The organism is Limnobacter sp. UBA3528 (assembly GCF_002377005.1).
Classification (GTDB): Bacteria; Pseudomonadota; Gammaproteobacteria; order Burkholderiales; family Burkholderiaceae_B; genus Limnobacter.
In genome coordinates this window covers 1-15,888 of record NZ_DFOZ01000041.1, presented here as the reverse complement: position 1 = coordinate 15,888, position 15,888 = coordinate 1, and the positions used below count along the sequence as shown (strand labels likewise).

Here is a 15,888-nt window from a genome sequence, read left to right as displayed (position 1 = left end):
GTGCTTGCCCGTGAACTTTGAATTTCTCAGTGACCCCGCCGGTTTTGGACTCAGTGAAGGCTGGCTGCAGGTGGCCTTCAGTTCGCCCTACTGGCAAATACTGCTGGCAGGTTTGTTGAACACCTTGAAAGTGGGCCTGCCCGCCTTGCTGCTGAGTACGCTTCTGGGCCTGTTGATTGGATTGGGGCAACTGGCACACCACCCCTTGTTGAAAGGGCTGTGCAAGGGCTATGTCAACCTGTTTCGCAATGTGCCATTGTTGTTGCAACTGCTGGCCATTTACTTTGCCATCACCCAGTTTTTGCCCATCGCCAGCCAAGCCTGGTCGGTTGGCGACAGCGTGTTTTTAAGCAAAAGCGGTTTGGCTTTTCCCTCGTTTTCGGAAGCCCCGGTGCGCGGGCGTTTTTCAATTGAAGGGGGCTGGGTACTTAGCCCTGAATACCTGGCCGTGCTGCTGGCGCTGGTGGTTTACACTGCCGCCTTTGTTGCCGAAATAGTGCGCGCAGGCGTACAGGCCGTGAGGCCAGGCATGCGCCAGGGCGCGCTGGCCTTGGGCTTGAGCAATGCTCAAACCACCCGGTACGTGGTGCTGCCCTTGGCCTTGCGTGTGGTGGTGCCCTCGCTTTCCAACCAATATTTGAATTTGCTGAAAAATGCCTCGCTGGGTGTGGCTGTGGGTTACCCGGAACTGGTGTCGGTGGCCAACACCGCCATCAATCAAAGCGGCAAGGCGGTGGAATGCGTGCTGATCATCTTGGTCACTTACGCACTGCTCAGCGCCGTGGCTGCTGGCTTGATGAATGCGCTGAACACGCGCGTCAACAGGGGGGCTTTGTGAACATCAACCTGTTGCTTCATCGCTTTTTCAATGGTTTTCTGTGGCTTGCGCTGCCATTGCTTTTGGCACCAGTGGCTTGGGCACTGGTGGACTGGGCTGTGTTTAGCGCCGTATTTCGCCCCGATTTACAAGCGTGCCAACAGGCCGCCGGGAAGGGTGCCTGCTGGGGTGTTGTGGCTGAAAAGTGGCGGGTTATTTTGTTTGGCCGCTATCCTCTTGAAGAACAATGGCGCGCGGGTATCGTGTTGTTGTTGTGGTCGGTGTTGCTGTTTGCAACGGCAGCACGGTTGTTTAAAAGTAAAACCGCTTTTTCGCTTTGGGCTTTGTTGTTGCCTGCCAGTGCGGTGTTGCTGCACGGTGGTGTTGCCGCCCTGCCCACAGTACCCACTAACCTGTGGGGCGGCCTGCCACTCACCCTCATTCTAAGCACTGTGGGTTTCGCCCTGGCCCTGCCGCTGGCCGTGCTGCTGGCCTTGGGGCGACAATCTGCATTTGCACCACTGCGCCGGTTTTGTATTACGTACATTGAATTGTTGCGCGCCTTGCCATTGGTCACAGTGCTGTTTCTGGCCGCCTTTGTGTTGCCCTTGTGGTTGCCGGGTGAGGGGCTGGACCTGTTCACCCGTGTGTTATTCACCATCGCATTGTTCAGCGCCGCCTATTTGGCCGAAGTGTTGCGCGGTGGCTTGCAGGCTGTGCCAGCCGGTCAGGGGCAGGCCGCCAAGGCACTGGGCCTGAATCGGGTTCAACGCAATGTGCATGTGGTGTTGCCCCAGGCCATTCGGGCCTGTTTGCCCAGCCTGATCAACAGTTTCGTGACCTTGTTCAAAGAATGCTCATTGGTCACCATTGTGGCCTTGTTTGAATTGACTGGTGCCCTAAGCCTGGCCCTGGCAGGGGACGTGCAATGGCGCAGCTTTTACCTGGAAGGCTATTTGTTCATTGGCCTGGTGTATTGGGCCTATTGCTTTGGTTTGTCGAAAACGGTCAAATAGAAATCAACAGGCGCTTCTTAGAGTTGAATTTCTAGCGCAGAAAAATAATTAAGTGTACATTTGTACACTAACAAGAAAATACACCGTCGAATTCCGATTCGGAGACACCGCATGAGCAAGAAAGAAGAACCCAGCACCAGCGAAAAACTGGAAGGCACCCTGATGTTTGTGGGCGACACCATTGCGCAAGCCACCACGCGGGTGCATGAATTTCACCGTGCCATCAGCGACATGCCATTCAAGGCGGTGGGTGCCGCCACGCTCAATGCCAGCAAGCCTGTGGAATCGGTTCACAATGAAATTACCGACCTGGTTTATGGCGCTGTTCGCGAAGCGGGCAAAGGCGTATTTTCTGGTGCGGCTTGGGTGGTTCGGCAGGCCAACCAAAGCCTGGCCTCGCCACAAGTGATAGACCAGGCCATGGGTGGGGAGTTGATGGACGATGTGGACCACTTGCCCGTACCGAACATGCCGAATGCGAAAACGGACAAGCGGGTGTCGGCCATTTCCAGCGCGATCAACGGTGTGTTTGGCGACCACTTGGCCGCCACACGCAACCCCATGCAAGTGCACATGAACCTGTATGCCAATGGTCAGCCTTTGCAGGCCGATCAGGCTGCGCTGATGGCGCAGTTTCCCGATGCACAAAACCACCTCATTATTTTTGTACACGGCCTGTGCTGCAATGAAGACAGCTGGCAGATGTACTACAACCCCAGCGAACCAGCCACTCGCCCGTATGGCGACAAGCTGCAAGACGACTTCCCCGTTACCGCGCTTTACCTGCGCTACAACACGGGCCGCAACATTGATTCCAATGCTCGACAGTTCAAGCGCATGCTGAACAAGCTGGTTCGAAACTGGCCTGTGGCTGTTGAAGGCATTACCCTGGTGGGCCACAGCATGGGTGGTTTGGTCAGCCGTGCGGTGGTTGAAGCACTGACCGACGACGACATTATTTTGAAACGCGCCATTCGCGATGTGGTGTGTTTGGGTTCACCCCACGCGGGTACACCGCTGGCGCGCCTGGCCGCCGCAGGCGAGCAATTGTTCAGCAAGTTTGAATTGGTCAAACCGATTGGCCGGGTGCTGGGCGTGCGTTCACGCGGTATTCGTGATTTGGACCACGGCTTGGGTGCGCTGCAAACTCGCGATGGTCAAGAAGTGATGTTTCACCTGATCGGCTCCACAATCGGCGACCATACTTCCTCCTGGTTGAATACTACTGTAGGGGATGGTTTGGTCACGCCTGATTCAGCACTGGCCGACGACACAGGCAAGGCGCAACGGGTGACCTTCGCGCAAAAGCATCACATGACCTTGCTGAATGATCCCGATGTGTTTCTAGAATTGAAAATGGTATTGCGCCAACACCTCAAGCCCAAACTGAATTAAAAGTTGTAGGTTGAGGTTTTGCTTTCCTGCAAGAACACGCGTTGCGTGGTCAGCAGGTAGTTCACCAACAGGTCAGCATAGGTGCGTTTGAATTTGGACTCACGCATGCCTGTTTCAACCAGGTTCAGGCCGTAGTACTTCAAGGCCAAGTGGGCCTGTTGGCATTCTTTGGTCCAACAGTCCAGCGGTTCCAGAATTTGATTCACAGCGTCTTGAAAACCGGTGGTGAAATTCAGAAAGTCTGCTTCATTCATGTCCTCAATCAACTCCAGCGCATTGTGCTCGGCATGCATGTGCTGTGCATGGGCGCCATTGCGTGGCCGGGTTTGAAACACATTCAGAAATTGAAACAGCAGTGGCTCGGGCAAATGCGAGCTGGGCACACCGTACAGCAACTGCACACGGCTCAAATCGATTTGTAGCTGCATGGCGAACAGGCCACTGACGTTGCGAGAACTCAACGCCCAACAGGCACCCAGCGTTTCAAAAAACACCTCGCGCTCGAAGGAGTATTTTTTGTAAGGGCTGCTGTGCAGCACTTGGTAGGGTGCTCGAATGGTCATGCTGAATCCAATGCCTTGCCGTTCATCGTTTAAGTATTGTCGACTGCATTGCTTTGGCGTGGCATCGCATAGGTGAGGGTTCACCGTTTACGGGGAGGTTCACCATTTCAGGGGGTAGGTTTCCCCTAGGAGGGGGTGGCTTTCTCGGCCAGTTCGGAATACTTCTTCACCAAGGCAGGCCACACGGTGCGAATTTGATCCAACACCTCCTTAGCGTCAATGGTTTGGTTGTTCAAGCCCTGCTCAAAATCCCGAAACACAAGCTGCAAGGCCTTTTCACCCAACAAAGCCAGCAGGCTGACCATGGAATGTATTTCACGCACAAACGCCCCTTCATCCAGTTGATCCAAGTGGCCGCGCAGCTTGATCGGCAGGTCGGTACAGTGCTCCATGAACAAATTGGGCAGGGCTGGTGGCGAAGGCAAGGGCGAAGGTATTTCAGTGTGCAAGAGGTCGGCCAGGGTTGCGTATAGCACGCGGGCCTCCACGGGCTTTGCAATAAAGTCGTCCATGCCCAAATCCAGACAACGGTTGCGTATTTCTGAAAAAGCATGGCCGGTCAGGCCCACCAGGGGGGTGTCCATCCAGCGAGTCTGGTCGCGCAACCAGGCTGTAAATTCATAGCCGTCCATCACTGGCATTTCAAGGTCGGTGATGATGACATCAAAATGAGGCGCGTCATCGGGGTCCAGCAATTCAACGGCCTCTTGGCCGTGTTCACACAGGGTTACGTGCATGCCGGCCGCTTTCAGGTAGGAGCACACCAATTCCTGGTTCACCGGGTGATCCTCCAGTATCAGGGCGCTTTTCCCCTGAAGGCTCTCGGGATATTCCCGAGGTGCATCGGACCGCGGCAAGATGGGCAAGTCGGGTCGCGGTGCTGCACAAATGTCTTGCATTAACACCGGGTGCGCCAGGTGTATCAGTTGTTTGGTGATGTCGGCGGGCAACATTTGCAGCAGGGCACTGTCGGCTGACAGTAGATCGCGGTCAATGGCCACCACGCGCAAGGCCGGGTTACTCAAGTGTTCCAGCAGTTCAGCGGGCAGTGGTTCGCTGGGGTCGAGTAAATCCGATTGAATAAACACCCAGTCGCAAATGTTTTCGTCCAAGTGCCTTATGCATTGCCCCAGCGTGCTCACCAAAGTCGCTTCCATGCCGGTGGCAGTCAACACTGACATCACGCAGTCGGCCACAGGCCCAGGCTGGTGTAACAGCACACCACTCTGGTAATCCAGTGGCAGGGGTTCAATCAAAATATCGCTGTCGTAAACCACGGGCACCGAGAACCAAAAACAACTGCCCACACCGGGTGTGCTTTCCACTGAAATTTGGCCACCCATGCGGATCACCAACTCGCGGGCGATACTCAAACCAAGGCCCGTGCCACCATACACCCGGCTTACGCTTGAATCACCTTGTGCAAATTTCTCAAAAATTCGCTCCACTTGCGATTTGCTCAAGCCTGAACCGGTGTCGTGCACCTCAATCCGCAGGTCAAGCCCGGTGTCTGAACGGGTTTGGAGTTTTGAAAACACACGCACCGAACCGCTTTCCGTGAATTTAACCGCATTGCTCAGCAAATTGCTAAGTACCTGCCGCAGGCGTGAGGGGTCGCCCACCAGGCGTTGGCCCAACTGGTTGGAGTAACCAGGCGCAACCTCGTTCAGCAGCATCAGTTTGCGGCTGGCCGCCTGGCTTTGTACGGCAAGAAATGAATTGGCCAGCACTTCATCCAGAGTGAACGGAATGTGTTCAAACTCCACCATGCCAGCCTCGGCCTTGGAGTAATCCAGGATGTCATTGAGCAAACCCAGCAGCGACTTCGCAGCATCCTGCACTTTCAGCAAGTAGTTGCGTTCCTGCTCGGGCAAATCCGATTTCAGGGTTAGCGCGGTCATGCCCAAAATCGCATTCATGGGCGTTCGGATTTCATGGCTCATGTTGGCCAGTAACATACCGCGTGCTTCTACCTGTGCCTCGGCTCGCTCACGGCCCATTTTTGCCTCGAAGGCGATCATCTCGGCTGATCGGGCTGCCTCGCCTTGTTCCAGCTCGCGCTTGAATGATCCAATCATCAAGGCAAAGCCTTTCACTAGGTTGGTCATCTCGGTCACAAAGCGGGGCTCGGGCAAAGTAACACTGTAATTGCCCTGCGCAATCTGTTTGCTCACCTTATTCAGTTCGCGCAGCGGTGCCACCACAAAGCGCTGCAACACGGCCAGGCCTACCAGGGCCATCAAGGTAACAAGCAAGCCCAGGTACAGGTCGAAATTTGCGGTGGCCTTGATGTTGTTGGCCTGGGCAGCAATCACGGTTTGAAAGCCAAGTTCCACTGCGCGAATTCGACCCTGAATTTCAGCGCGAATGGCGTTGGTCATGCCCAGGTATTCTTCCGAGAACAGCATTTGAATGGCCAGGTCGTCGCGAACGGGCGCCTCCGACACATACTTGCCTGCATCGGGGTCGTACAGGCCCTGGGTGAGGGCAAATACAATTTGCTCGCGTTCGCGCAAACGCTTGCTCAAGTTCAAAATATTATCGACCGAGGCTTTTATATCGCCACTCAGGTTGGGCGCCACGTTTTGTGGGGCGAACAGGCGGCTTTCCAGGGTTTCACCTTTGGCGGGCACCAAGGGCACGGCTTCGGTGTTGCCGGCGATCAGCTTGCTCCAATACACATTGTCGACAGGCTGGGCATATTTTCGTGCGCCTGCGTGGGCATCCAGCAGCTCGTAATAATTCACCAAGTGTTGGCTGTTTTTGCTGACCACAAAAGCGGCCACCAGTGTTTGCAGTGCATCGAATTCAGATTGCAGCAGACGCAGTTCGTTGATGGCATTCAAACGCGCAGTGAGTAGGGCTGTTTGCGAAGTTTGCAACTGGTCCGCCCGCTCGCCCATCCACACATTGGAGGCCAAGCCAAGCAAAGTGGCAAATAACACAAAACGAAACAGGGCCGCCAGCTTCATCAAGCAAAAAAGGCAAGTGTGGACAAGCCCCTATTCTTACCGGAAAAGCTTAGTGCGTGTGTAGTGATTGCAAAATCAGCCAGAAAGCTGCAACGATCATGACTGCTGCAAAGCTTCTTCGAAGCGCCTTTTCAGGCAAGTAGTGCGCAATGGCCACACCGGCCGATACCGTAAACAGCCCGCCAAACGCCAGGGGTAAACCCAATTCCCAGTTCACGCGGTGGGCATTGGCATAAGTGGTCAGTGCCATCACAGAGCTGGGTGCCACCAAGGCCAGTGACAAAGCCTGCGCCGTGGTTTGAGTGTGTTTGAACACGGTGGTCAACATGGGTGTGGCCACCAAACCGCCCCCCATGCCCAGCAAGCCCATGCTGGTGCCGCCCAGCACACCCACAATTGGCATGGTTGCAGTGCGGGGTTGGTCGCTGTTGTCTGAATTCGCGCTGGGGTTTTTGCGCAGCAACAGCATGCGCAGGCCCACTGCCAAAATAAACAGGTTGAATATCCAGTGCAGCAGGTTTTGATCCAGGCGAACGGCCAGTTTGGCGGTTAACCAGGTGGTGATCGTGGCAGTAATACCAATGGCGGCCACGGCCAACCACGGCAATTTGTGGTGCTGGTTGTAACGCCACCAGCCAATCAACAAATTGGGCACCATCAACACCAGTGCGGTGCCTTGGGCCAGGGCCTGGTCCATGCCAAACCCGATAATAAAAAGCGGGACGGCAATAATACCGCCCCCAATACCAAACAGCCCACCGAAGAAACCCAAAGCCGCGCCCAACGACAAAACAAGGAGCAAATCAGGAAGAGCGAGCCAAGACATGGGTGGTGTGCCGTAGATGTGGAAGCGCCCAGTGTATTCGTTATAAAAATATCTACAATGATTCAATATTTAAAATATTATTAACAAATACGCACGAATCATTGTAGAGGTAGTTTTTGAAGCATTTGTCCGATCTTGCTTTTTTCAGTGAACTGGTGCGCCATGAAAGTCTGGCCAGTGCGGCCATGGCTTTTGATGTGACACCGCCTGCTGTCAGCCGCCGACTGGCTGCACTGGAAAAAAGGCTGGGTGTTCGCCTACTTCACCGCAGTACGCGGCGCATTGGTTTGAGTGCCGAGGGTGAACGTTACCTGGCCGAGGGGGCCAACATTCTTCGTCAAATTGATGTGCTGGAGGCCACCTTGCGTGCCGGGCAAGACACCCCGCGCGGCCTGCTTCGGGTCAACGCCAGTTTGGGTTTTGGTCGCAAACACGTGGCCAATGTGGTGTCGGCTTACCATGCCGAATTCCCGGCGGTGGAGGTGATTCTGGAACTGACGGATCACCCCATTGATTTAATCGAGGGCGGCTTTGATTTGTCGGTGCGCTTTGGTGAACCGCCCGACCAAAGGCTGATTGCCCAGAAGCTGGCCAGCAACCGGCGAATATTGTGTGCGGCGCCGTCGTATTTGGCTGCGACGGGTGAATTGAACACCCCTGGCGATTTAACCCGGCACGACTGCCTGGTGATTCGACAAGAGAACCACACGTTTAACAATTGGCAATTGCGCAACGGCAAGCAGGAAACCACCGTCAAGGTGCATGGGCCAGTGAGTTCAAACGATGGGGATGTTTCCGTGCAATGGGCCTTGCAGGGCAAGGGTGTGTTGTTGCGCTCGGAATGGGATATTCAGCAGGAACTGAAAACCGGCGCGCTGGTGCGTGTGCTGCCCGATTGGGCGGGGGCACCAGCCGATATCTTTGCCGTGTGCCCGTATGCCAACCCCATGCCCGCCAAAACCCGCGAATTTATTCGGGTAACCCGCGAGGTGTTGGCCAGCCAGGCGGGGTTTATTGTCTAGTTTCTAGTAGCTCACTTGTTCACAGCCACACCCAGTTCCATGGGCACGGTTTTGTCATCATTGGCTTTGGTTTCCTTGGGCGTATCGGTTTTCACGCGATCGGCGGGTACACCCGCTGTGGTCAGGCCAGTGCTCACCAGTTGCTGGCGTTCTGTGGCCAAGGTTTGCAATTGTGCAGTGCTTACTTCTTCAGAATCCTGCAGTTTTTGCGCCAGTACGGCGTAGAAGTTTTTGCCTTTCAGTGCATTCACTTCAGCATCGCTCAGCTCGCGTGTGTCTTTGAACAAATTGGTGAGTTGTCCCAAGGCTTTGCCTGCCACACCCTGTTCCAGTTGGCCCGGGTTGGCTTTTCTGAAACCGGTTTTCAGCGAGGCCAGTTCGCCACCGCTGAAGCGTTTTTCAAACAATGCTTCAATTGCTTTTTGAGTGGTTTCATTGTTCAAGGCCAGTGGGCCGGGGTTTTCACCCAGCTGCAGTTTTTCGCCGGCCTGTGTGGCTACAGCGCGGCGCATTTGCAGGTTTTGAATTGCGGTTTTGTCGGCTGGTGCCCACGTGCCTTGCACGGTCAGCGCGAGGTTGGGGCGGGTGGTCAGTGCTTCGCCCAATTTTTTCAAGCCTTCCCGCTGAGAAGGGCTGAGCGTATTGGCCCCGGCGGTGAATTCAATCTTGCCCAGTTCATCTGAATCGCCACCACCGAACAGGGCACCCAGGGCCCGGAAGGGTGCCGTCACGATTTTGGTCAGCACATTGCCAATGGCTTTCCAGACAATGGCACCGTAGCTGAACTGGGGATCGTTCAAGTCGCCTGTAATGGGCAGGCCCAAATCGATTCGGCCATTGCTGTCTTCCAGAATGGCGATTGCCAACTCAAGGGGCAGGTCGCGGCCTTGCGGGCTTTGCACACGTTCGCCCAGTTTCAGTTTGTCGACAATCACCTGGTTACTGCTGTTGAGTTGCTGGTTTTCAATGTTGTACACCAGGTTCAACGACAACTTGCCCGACTCGATTTTTCGGTTCGCGAAGGTGCCGGAATAGGGTGTTAAATTGCGCATTTCCACATTGCTAAATTTCACGGCAATGTCCATGTAGGCGGTGGGGTCCAGCAGGTTGATGGTGCCTTGTGCATCGGCCTCCCCAAACTCATCGACTGCGCCTTTCAAAGCCAGTTCACCACGTGTACCGGGCTTGTTCGACAAGCCATTCACCACGCCCTCCAGGCTGTGAATGCGCGTACCAAACGGAATGAACAGCGACTCGTCGGCAAAGTCCATTTCACTGTTGGCAATATTGAAGCGGTCAATATTGACTGCGAACGCCGGGGGTGTGTTATCGGCCGGCTTTGCAGGTTCTTCCTTGTTGACCAAAATTCGGCTGATGTTGGTTGATTTGTCTTTCGCAATCAACAGTGCTGTGTCCAGGCCTTCAAGTGTTAAGCGCTGAATGTTCAAGCCTTGGGCATTCATACGCAGGCCGGGGGTAAACAGCTTTTTGAATTCGAAAAACGAGTTGTTGGTGCCGGCTTCATTCAGGCGCAGGCTGCCAATGGTCAAGCTGCCGACATAGCCCTGTTCTTTGGCGTTGTAGGTGGCTTTGCCTTTGGTGTAAACAGCCCCACTAACCAAATTCAGTTTGGCAAACTGGCCGATGAAAGGCTGCACCGGTTTCAAGGCGAGCGCATTTACTTCCACATTCATTTGGGTGGCTGCGGTGCTGGGGTTGATGTCGCCATTTACGGCAATGCTGCCGCCACTGGCCACATTCAGGCTGGCTTTCAGTGGCAGGTTTTTGGAAAGGTCTTGTGTCACACCGCTGGTTGATACAGCAATATTATTCAAACCAATGTCCAACGCAGGGCTTACCGTTTGGTCTTGAATGTTGGCATTGATGCCGGAAAGGTCGATGGTATTGACTGCATAGGTCCATGGCTGAGCTGGTGGATCATCGGCTGCTTTCGTGGTGGGCTTGTTGGCTGGAATCCAGTCGTTAATCGTCGCCATCAAATCAAGCTCGCCCTTGGCGTTGCGCTTCACATTCACTGCACCACCTTTCACGGTGGCTGCGTTTACTTCTGCATGTTGCTCAGTCAAGTCCACTGCAATTGGACCCACTTCAATGGTGTCCAGTCCAATCGCCTTGGCTTTGTTGCTGTGGTTTAGTTGCAGGCCGGCCAGCACAACACCCGCAACGTCGGCTTTGTTGGCCTGTAAATCGAAGTTTGCATTGTTGATGTTCAGTCTGGAAAATTTCGCAGCCGCTGAAGCACCCTGGGGCTTGGCTGCAATGCTGAATTCACGCACTTCCGCGTTGATGTTGTTGATCAGTACTTTGGGTTGTGCGGCTTCGGCGCCCGGTGCGGTCGCAGGTTCTTCTTTCAGGTTCACATCAAAGTTCAAGGCCAGGTCGGCACTGCCGGCAGGTGGGGCTGTGGGCAACAGCGGTGCCAGTAGGGGTTCAAGCTTGGCGATGTTCAAGCCGGTCAGCGAGAATTCACCTGTGGCCGACGGGTCAGCCAACTGAATTTGCGCGCGTAGTTTCAGCTCGGCGTCCAGCCCGGTCACAGCGTTCAACACAAAGTCGCCATCGGTTTCGGAACGGGTGGCCAGGTCGCGCAGCTCCAGGTTCAGTGGCGCAAAGCGGGTTTTCAGGCCATCGGGCTTGCGGCGGTCTTCGAAATCAACAGCCGCATCACTAATCAACAAATGGCTTAACAAAAATGCGGGTGGCTCGGTATTTTCTTCTTCGGGTTCATCTGTCTTGAATGCATCCAGCAGGGCGGTGAAGTTGTTCTTGCCTTCGGGCAGCAGCGCCACATTCAGGTTCAGGTTTTTCAGGTCAATTTGATCCAGCGCAACAAGGCCGGTGAACAGGTCGGCACCGGACAAATCGACAAACAGGTGGTCAAAGGCCACCAACTGCTCGCCCTCGGGTGTGGCCAGGCTCAGCTTGGGGATACGCACGGTCAGTTTGAAGGGGTTGACTTCGGGCAGTTCCATTTTCAGTACATGGCCCGAGCGTTCCAGCACCTGCTTTTCGGCTTGCCAGTGCACCAGGCGCGGCAAGCCAGCCCAGGCGAACAGGTAGAACAACACGACAATGGCGAGTGGAATCAACAGTGCTTTTGAGCGCAGAATAGTCGTTAATTTCATTTTTTAGGTGCAATACGGTGGATAGTTGCCGTCAGTATCCTAGATACCAGCGCTGGTGTACACTAACGCCTTCTCGCGCGGCTGTAGCTCAGTGGATAGAGTATTGGCCTCCGAAGCCAAGGGTCGTGGGTTCGATCCCCGCCAGCCGCGCCACTTCATTTTCCTTCAAAAGCGTCTCCAGCCGGGGTTCTTGCGAATTTGAGTCAATTGAAATTCCAACGGGCCCAAAAATTTTGTGACCATGTTGTGACTACATTGTGACCAAAATTATGGTCACAAGCTTTGCGAGGAGTATCGGCTTGCAAACTGGTCACGCTTTGGTCACAAGCTCAGCTTTCTCAAATGCATCTGACGAGATTTCTTTATCTCGTGTTGCCAAATTGTCAGATGCTAATTGAGTTAAATCAGCTTCATTCAATTCAAAAAGATTGTCGGCAAATTCAGCGATTATTGATTCGTCGATTCAATTTCATCCGTCACAAATTCCGCGATTTCATCTAAGCGGCAGTTGAAGTATTTGCATAAGCGATCCAGGTTGTCCGTCACTGTGTTGTATCCACGATGGTGCAGCATTTTGGATAGCGTTGCTCTGTTTATAGAAGTTGCCTCTGAAACCTCCTTGAGAGTCACTCTCTTGCCCTCTTTGAATTGCTTTTCTGCCATTCGTTCCTGTAAATAAAACCTGATCATTGAAAATATCTCCTTATGAAGGTCAATTTTAATTGACATTCGTTGAGTTGTGGTGTAAATTTAAATCAACGTATGTAATTAATACGTGACATTTGAAACTCAAAAGAGGAATTGCCCATGAACACAAACTTTGCTGTCAAAACTTTTGGTAAGACCAAACATGCTCCAGCAGTGCAGGTACCTACTGCAAGTGACACTGCGAAAAATTCCGAGGTGACTTATCTAACCACTGAAGAACTTTCCGCAAGAATTAAATATGACGTTCGAACCATTCGCGATCGTCTGAAAGATTCTGTGTTGCTTGAGGGGCGTCATTACATTCGTCCGTTTAATGGCCGAAAAATTCTTTTCATTTGGGAGGTCATTCAATCCGACATGATTCGATTTGCCCAACTGAATAACAGTTCGCCAAGGATGTAAGGAGGCGTCATGGGAATTATTCGCGCAAGAAAAGAGACGGGCAATCTTCAGATTGATTTCTATTATCGCGGCATGCGCTGTCGGGAACAAACGCAGTTCAAAGACGAACCAAAAAACCGCAAGAGACTTGAAGCTTTATTAAAAAGTATTGAGCTTGAAATCAAGTTTGGCACTTTTGAATATCGACGTTATTTTCCTGAAAGTAAATTACTGAGGAAAATCGAAGCCCTCGAAACTCAACAATATCAACCCGCCTCGCCAATGGTTTCCGTTCCAATGGCCAACCAATCGTTGCGCCAAGCGATTGAGAATATTTCTTCAGCGGGTCATCCCACCTTCACTGAATTTGCTCAGAAATTCATTGAAGAAAATGAGTCGCTTTGGAAGCGCTCGAACATTCGCACCAAGCGCGACATCTTGGAAAAGTGGTTGATCCCACAGTTTGGAAAGAGGGTGATCAGCAGTATCACCAAACAGGACCTTCTGGAATTTCGCTCAGTTCTCGCCAAAGCCCCGGGCAAAAAACCAGGAACAACAATGTCAGCTTCACGGATCAATCATGTGATGACGTCTGTGAAACAGGTCTTAGATGAAGCCGCTGATCGATTCAACTTTACCACTCCGTACCAGAATATCAAACGGATGCGGATCAAAAAGACGGATGTCACGCCCTTCACCATTGAAGAGGTGGAGATGATCATAAAGTTCTGCCGCGAAGATTTTCGGGATTACTTCACGGTGAAGTTTTTCACGGGCATGCGCCCGGGAGAAATTCATGGGCTGAAGTGGAAGTACATCGATTTTGAAAAGCGACTGATCACCATTCGCGAAACCATTGTGGATGACTATGAGGAAACGCCAAAAACGGCCGATTCCAACCGAGATATCCAGATGGCACCACAGGTGTATGAGGCTCTCAAAACCCAATGGGAAGTCACTGGCAAAAAGTCGCCCTATGTATTTGCCAACGGCAACGGTGGGCCGCTTACCAACCGCAATATGAGTAACCGGGTGTGGTATCCCATGCTGCGCTCACTGGGGTTAAAACTTCGTACGCCGTACCAAACCCGGCACACCTTCGCCACGTTGATGCTGGCCGCAGGTGAATCACCAGAATGGATTGCATTTCAGATGGGACATTCGTCCACAGAAATGCTGTTCAAGGTGTACTCACGTTACGTACCCAATTTGACCCGTCGTGATGGCTCAGCGTTTGAGCGGATGTTGGCTGCGAACTTGGGGCCAGGTGCGGCGCCTCCTGTAGTTGCACCTGTGGTTCATTCGCCTGCGGCGGCGGTGCCGAAGACAGCCGTGTCGGCGAAAGCACAGGCGGATAAGGCCTCAAATGTCCCGGCTCCTGAAGTTACGCCCGCCGTCACACCCGTCATTACACCCGCAGTCGATGTAAACCCGGCTTCCAAACCTGCCATTCAAAATCCCTGGCTGCAGATGTTTGAAAGCTACCAAAGTAATAACCCACAAGGAGAATAACAATGAAAATCCATAGACTTGTACCCAGTTTTGATAGCCGCAGCACCCAGGCCCGAATCTACAAAGCACATGACGCCCTTGGGTCCCGAATGCGCGATGTGGCCATGCCCGAAAGCATTTATATCCGTCGCAATCAGGGTTCGCCATTTAAAGGTGCATTGGAAGGGTTGAATGAGCCGCAGTTTGCCAAGTATGGATCAGATATCAGTGTGTCCAAACGTGGCTTTATCGCAGAGAACACTTATGAAGATGGTGTGAATTACGCCAAAGTGGCATTGCCTGTGTATTGCTCACTGCGCAAAAGCTACAAAGGCATGTTGTTTGTCAATCTGGCACACCGGGGCGCTGACACACTTAGCGATTACAGTTCGCTTGAGATTGACACACACGTGTTGGATTGTGCAATGAAAGTCGGCGATTACTACTGGGTCACCACAATGATCCCATCGCACAGTGGCTTGGATTGCAATCCATTTGACTACGCCCAGGCAGTGCTTCCGGCCACCTTGCAGCAAGCTGGTGGCGATGAGGTAATCGACACTTCAAGCCTGTGTGTATTTCTCCGCGAGGTGTTTCGATTTCTTAACCCCGAAGACCGCGCGCTGTATCTGGAAATCATGGGGCAGGGCAAGCGCTTTAACAAATTCCTGAAATTTGCAGCTTCCACACGCAGCCACCACAACCAAGAGCATGGCTTACTGTTGCACACCGCAGAGACTGTTGCAAATGTCCTGCTCAAGGCCTTAGCCACAACGCCAGAGGAACGTGCATCTAGCAAGCCACCATTCGATTTGAGTCTTACTCTTCTGGCCGCTCTGTTGCACGATGCGGCCAAGGTCGATGAGTACTACCGCTTGGCTCCCCATGTGTATTCAAGCAACTTGAATTGCGAACTCTTGGGGCATGAACAAACCATGCTCAAGTGGATTGCAGTGGCTTGCGCTGTATCTGGATGTTATCCAACTGATCGTGAACTAAAACTGGAACACGCGATCTGCGCTGTTAAAAAGCAGCACGATCAATCTGGGGCTCGAAAACGTAAAACCCCAGAAAGCTTTGTGCTGCACGAAGCCGATTGCGACAGCGCTCGGGCATTCGACAAGGGAGAGACGAGCGTCTTACTCACCTTCCAATTTGCTCAGGGAGAAGCAGCATGAGTAATAGACGTTTTAGAGATGGTACAGACAGGGGTGCTCGTATGTTGAGCGAAACAATGAGATCACAAATTTTCCGCGAATCAGATACAGATCCGATCTGGAATGAGTATGTGTATGTGGGTGCAGCCAATATTCTTGTCCCCCGTAAACGGAAAGAAGAAACGTTGGACAAGCTGCGCATGCTGGAGCGTGATCGGTTTGTAACACAACTTTCAAGCCCAGATTTTCAACAAGATCTTTGGGACTTCGTGGACTCTGAAGAGTTTGAGTATTTGAGAAAGAAGTGGCTAGCAAATTCGGAGAATAGTGACCATCGTGCCTTTAAAGATCAAATCGATGAAGAAGTTCATGCGTATTCTGGTCGAAAGACACC

The 15,888-nt window shown here is 52.9% G+C and carries 13 protein-coding genes and 1 tRNA gene; 9 read left to right on the top strand and 5 right to left on the bottom strand.

Going from position 1 to position 15,888, the window contains the following annotated elements; translation table 11 throughout:
• Positions 1 to 10: 10 nt before the first annotated feature.
• The 3 genes from B4N58_RS12250 (at position 11) to B4N58_RS12240 (ending at position 3,228) form a co-directional block, all read left to right on the top strand.
• Positions 11 to 838 carry an ABC transporter permease subunit gene (locus B4N58_RS12250; protein WP_291749782.1) on the top strand — a complete coding sequence of 276 codons (828 nt, stop codon included), beginning with the start codon at positions 11 to 13 and terminating at the stop codon, positions 836 to 838.
• Positions 835 to 1,833, top strand: coding sequence for an amino acid ABC transporter permease (locus B4N58_RS12245; RefSeq protein WP_291749779.1), 999 nt, complete (start codon positions 835 to 837; stop codon positions 1,831 to 1,833). The genes B4N58_RS12250 and B4N58_RS12245 overlap by 4 nt, the downstream gene beginning before the upstream one ends.
• A 111-nt stretch (positions 1,834 to 1,944) precedes the next feature.
• Entirely contained in the window at positions 1,945 to 3,228 is a 1,284-nt protein-coding gene (locus tag B4N58_RS12240; RefSeq protein WP_291749777.1) for an alpha/beta hydrolase, read from the top strand.
• Here the strand turns inward: B4N58_RS12240 and B4N58_RS12235 are convergent.
• The 3 genes from B4N58_RS12235 to B4N58_RS12225 all read right to left on the bottom strand — a co-directional run bounded on the left by B4N58_RS12235 (position 3,225) and on the right by B4N58_RS12225 (position 7,589).
• On the bottom strand, positions 3,225 to 3,791 hold the full coding sequence (locus B4N58_RS12235) for a hypothetical protein (protein ID WP_008247177.1): 567 nt from the start codon (positions 3,789 to 3,791) through the stop codon (positions 3,225 to 3,227). The genes B4N58_RS12240 and B4N58_RS12235 overlap by 4 nt on opposite strands.
• Before the next feature lie 125 nt (positions 3,792 to 3,916).
• Positions 3,917 to 6,763, bottom strand: a complete 2,847-nt coding sequence (locus B4N58_RS12230) for a hybrid sensor histidine kinase/response regulator (RefSeq protein WP_291749821.1) — start codon at positions 6,761 to 6,763, stop codon at positions 3,917 to 3,919.
• A 49-nt stretch (positions 6,764 to 6,812) separates the two neighbouring features.
• On the bottom strand, positions 6,813 to 7,589 hold the full coding sequence (locus tag B4N58_RS12225; RefSeq protein ID WP_008247180.1) for a sulfite exporter TauE/SafE family protein: 777 nt from the start codon (positions 7,587 to 7,589) through the stop codon (positions 6,813 to 6,815).
• 116 nt (positions 7,590 to 7,705) lie between these two features.
• On the opposite strand from B4N58_RS12225, the gene B4N58_RS12220 reads away from it, so the two are divergent.
• The gene (locus B4N58_RS12220; RefSeq protein WP_291749774.1) at positions 7,706 to 8,611 is read left to right on the top strand and encodes a LysR family transcriptional regulator; all 906 of its coding nucleotides are present in this window, start codon (positions 7,706 to 7,708) and stop codon (positions 8,609 to 8,611) included.
• Positions 8,612 to 8,622: 11 nt separating this feature from the next.
• Here the strand turns inward: B4N58_RS12220 and B4N58_RS12215 are convergent, their stop codons facing one another.
• Positions 8,623 to 11,757, bottom strand: coding sequence for a DUF748 domain-containing protein (locus tag B4N58_RS12215; protein WP_291749771.1), 3,135 nt, complete (start codon positions 11,755 to 11,757; stop codon positions 8,623 to 8,625).
• Between the two features lie 77 nt (positions 11,758 to 11,834).
• On the opposite strand from B4N58_RS12215, the gene B4N58_RS12210 reads away from it, so the two are divergent.
• A tRNA-Arg gene (locus B4N58_RS12210) sits at positions 11,835 to 11,910 on the top strand.
• 294 nt (positions 11,911 to 12,204) lie between these two features.
• Here the strand turns inward: B4N58_RS12210 and B4N58_RS12205 are convergent.
• On the bottom strand, positions 12,205 to 12,447 hold the full coding sequence (locus B4N58_RS12205) for a helix-turn-helix domain-containing protein (RefSeq protein WP_159569474.1): 243 nt from the start codon (positions 12,445 to 12,447) through the stop codon (positions 12,205 to 12,207).
• Positions 12,448 to 12,660: 213 nt separating this feature from the next.
• Between B4N58_RS12205 and B4N58_RS12200 the strand changes: the two genes are divergently transcribed.
• The 4 genes from B4N58_RS12200 to B4N58_RS12185 form a co-directional block, all read left to right on the top strand.
• Complete coding sequence (locus B4N58_RS12200) at positions 12,661 to 12,867, top strand: hypothetical protein (protein ID WP_159569741.1); 207 nt, start codon at positions 12,661 to 12,663, stop codon at positions 12,865 to 12,867.
• Positions 12,868 to 12,876: 9 nt separating this feature from the next.
• Positions 12,877 to 14,358, top strand: a complete 1,482-nt coding sequence (locus tag B4N58_RS12195; protein WP_291749764.1) for an Arm DNA-binding domain-containing protein — start codon at positions 12,877 to 12,879, stop codon at positions 14,356 to 14,358.
• Between the two features lie 2 nt (positions 14,359 to 14,360).
• The gene (locus B4N58_RS12190; protein WP_291749761.1) at positions 14,361 to 15,515 is read left to right on the top strand and encodes a hypothetical protein; all 1,155 of its coding nucleotides are present in this window, start codon (positions 14,361 to 14,363) and stop codon (positions 15,513 to 15,515) included.
• Positions 15,512 to 15,888, top strand: a 377-nt coding sequence (locus B4N58_RS12185; protein ID WP_291749759.1) for a hypothetical protein, incomplete at its 3' end; no start/stop codon positions are given. The genes B4N58_RS12190 and B4N58_RS12185, both read left to right, overlap by 4 nt.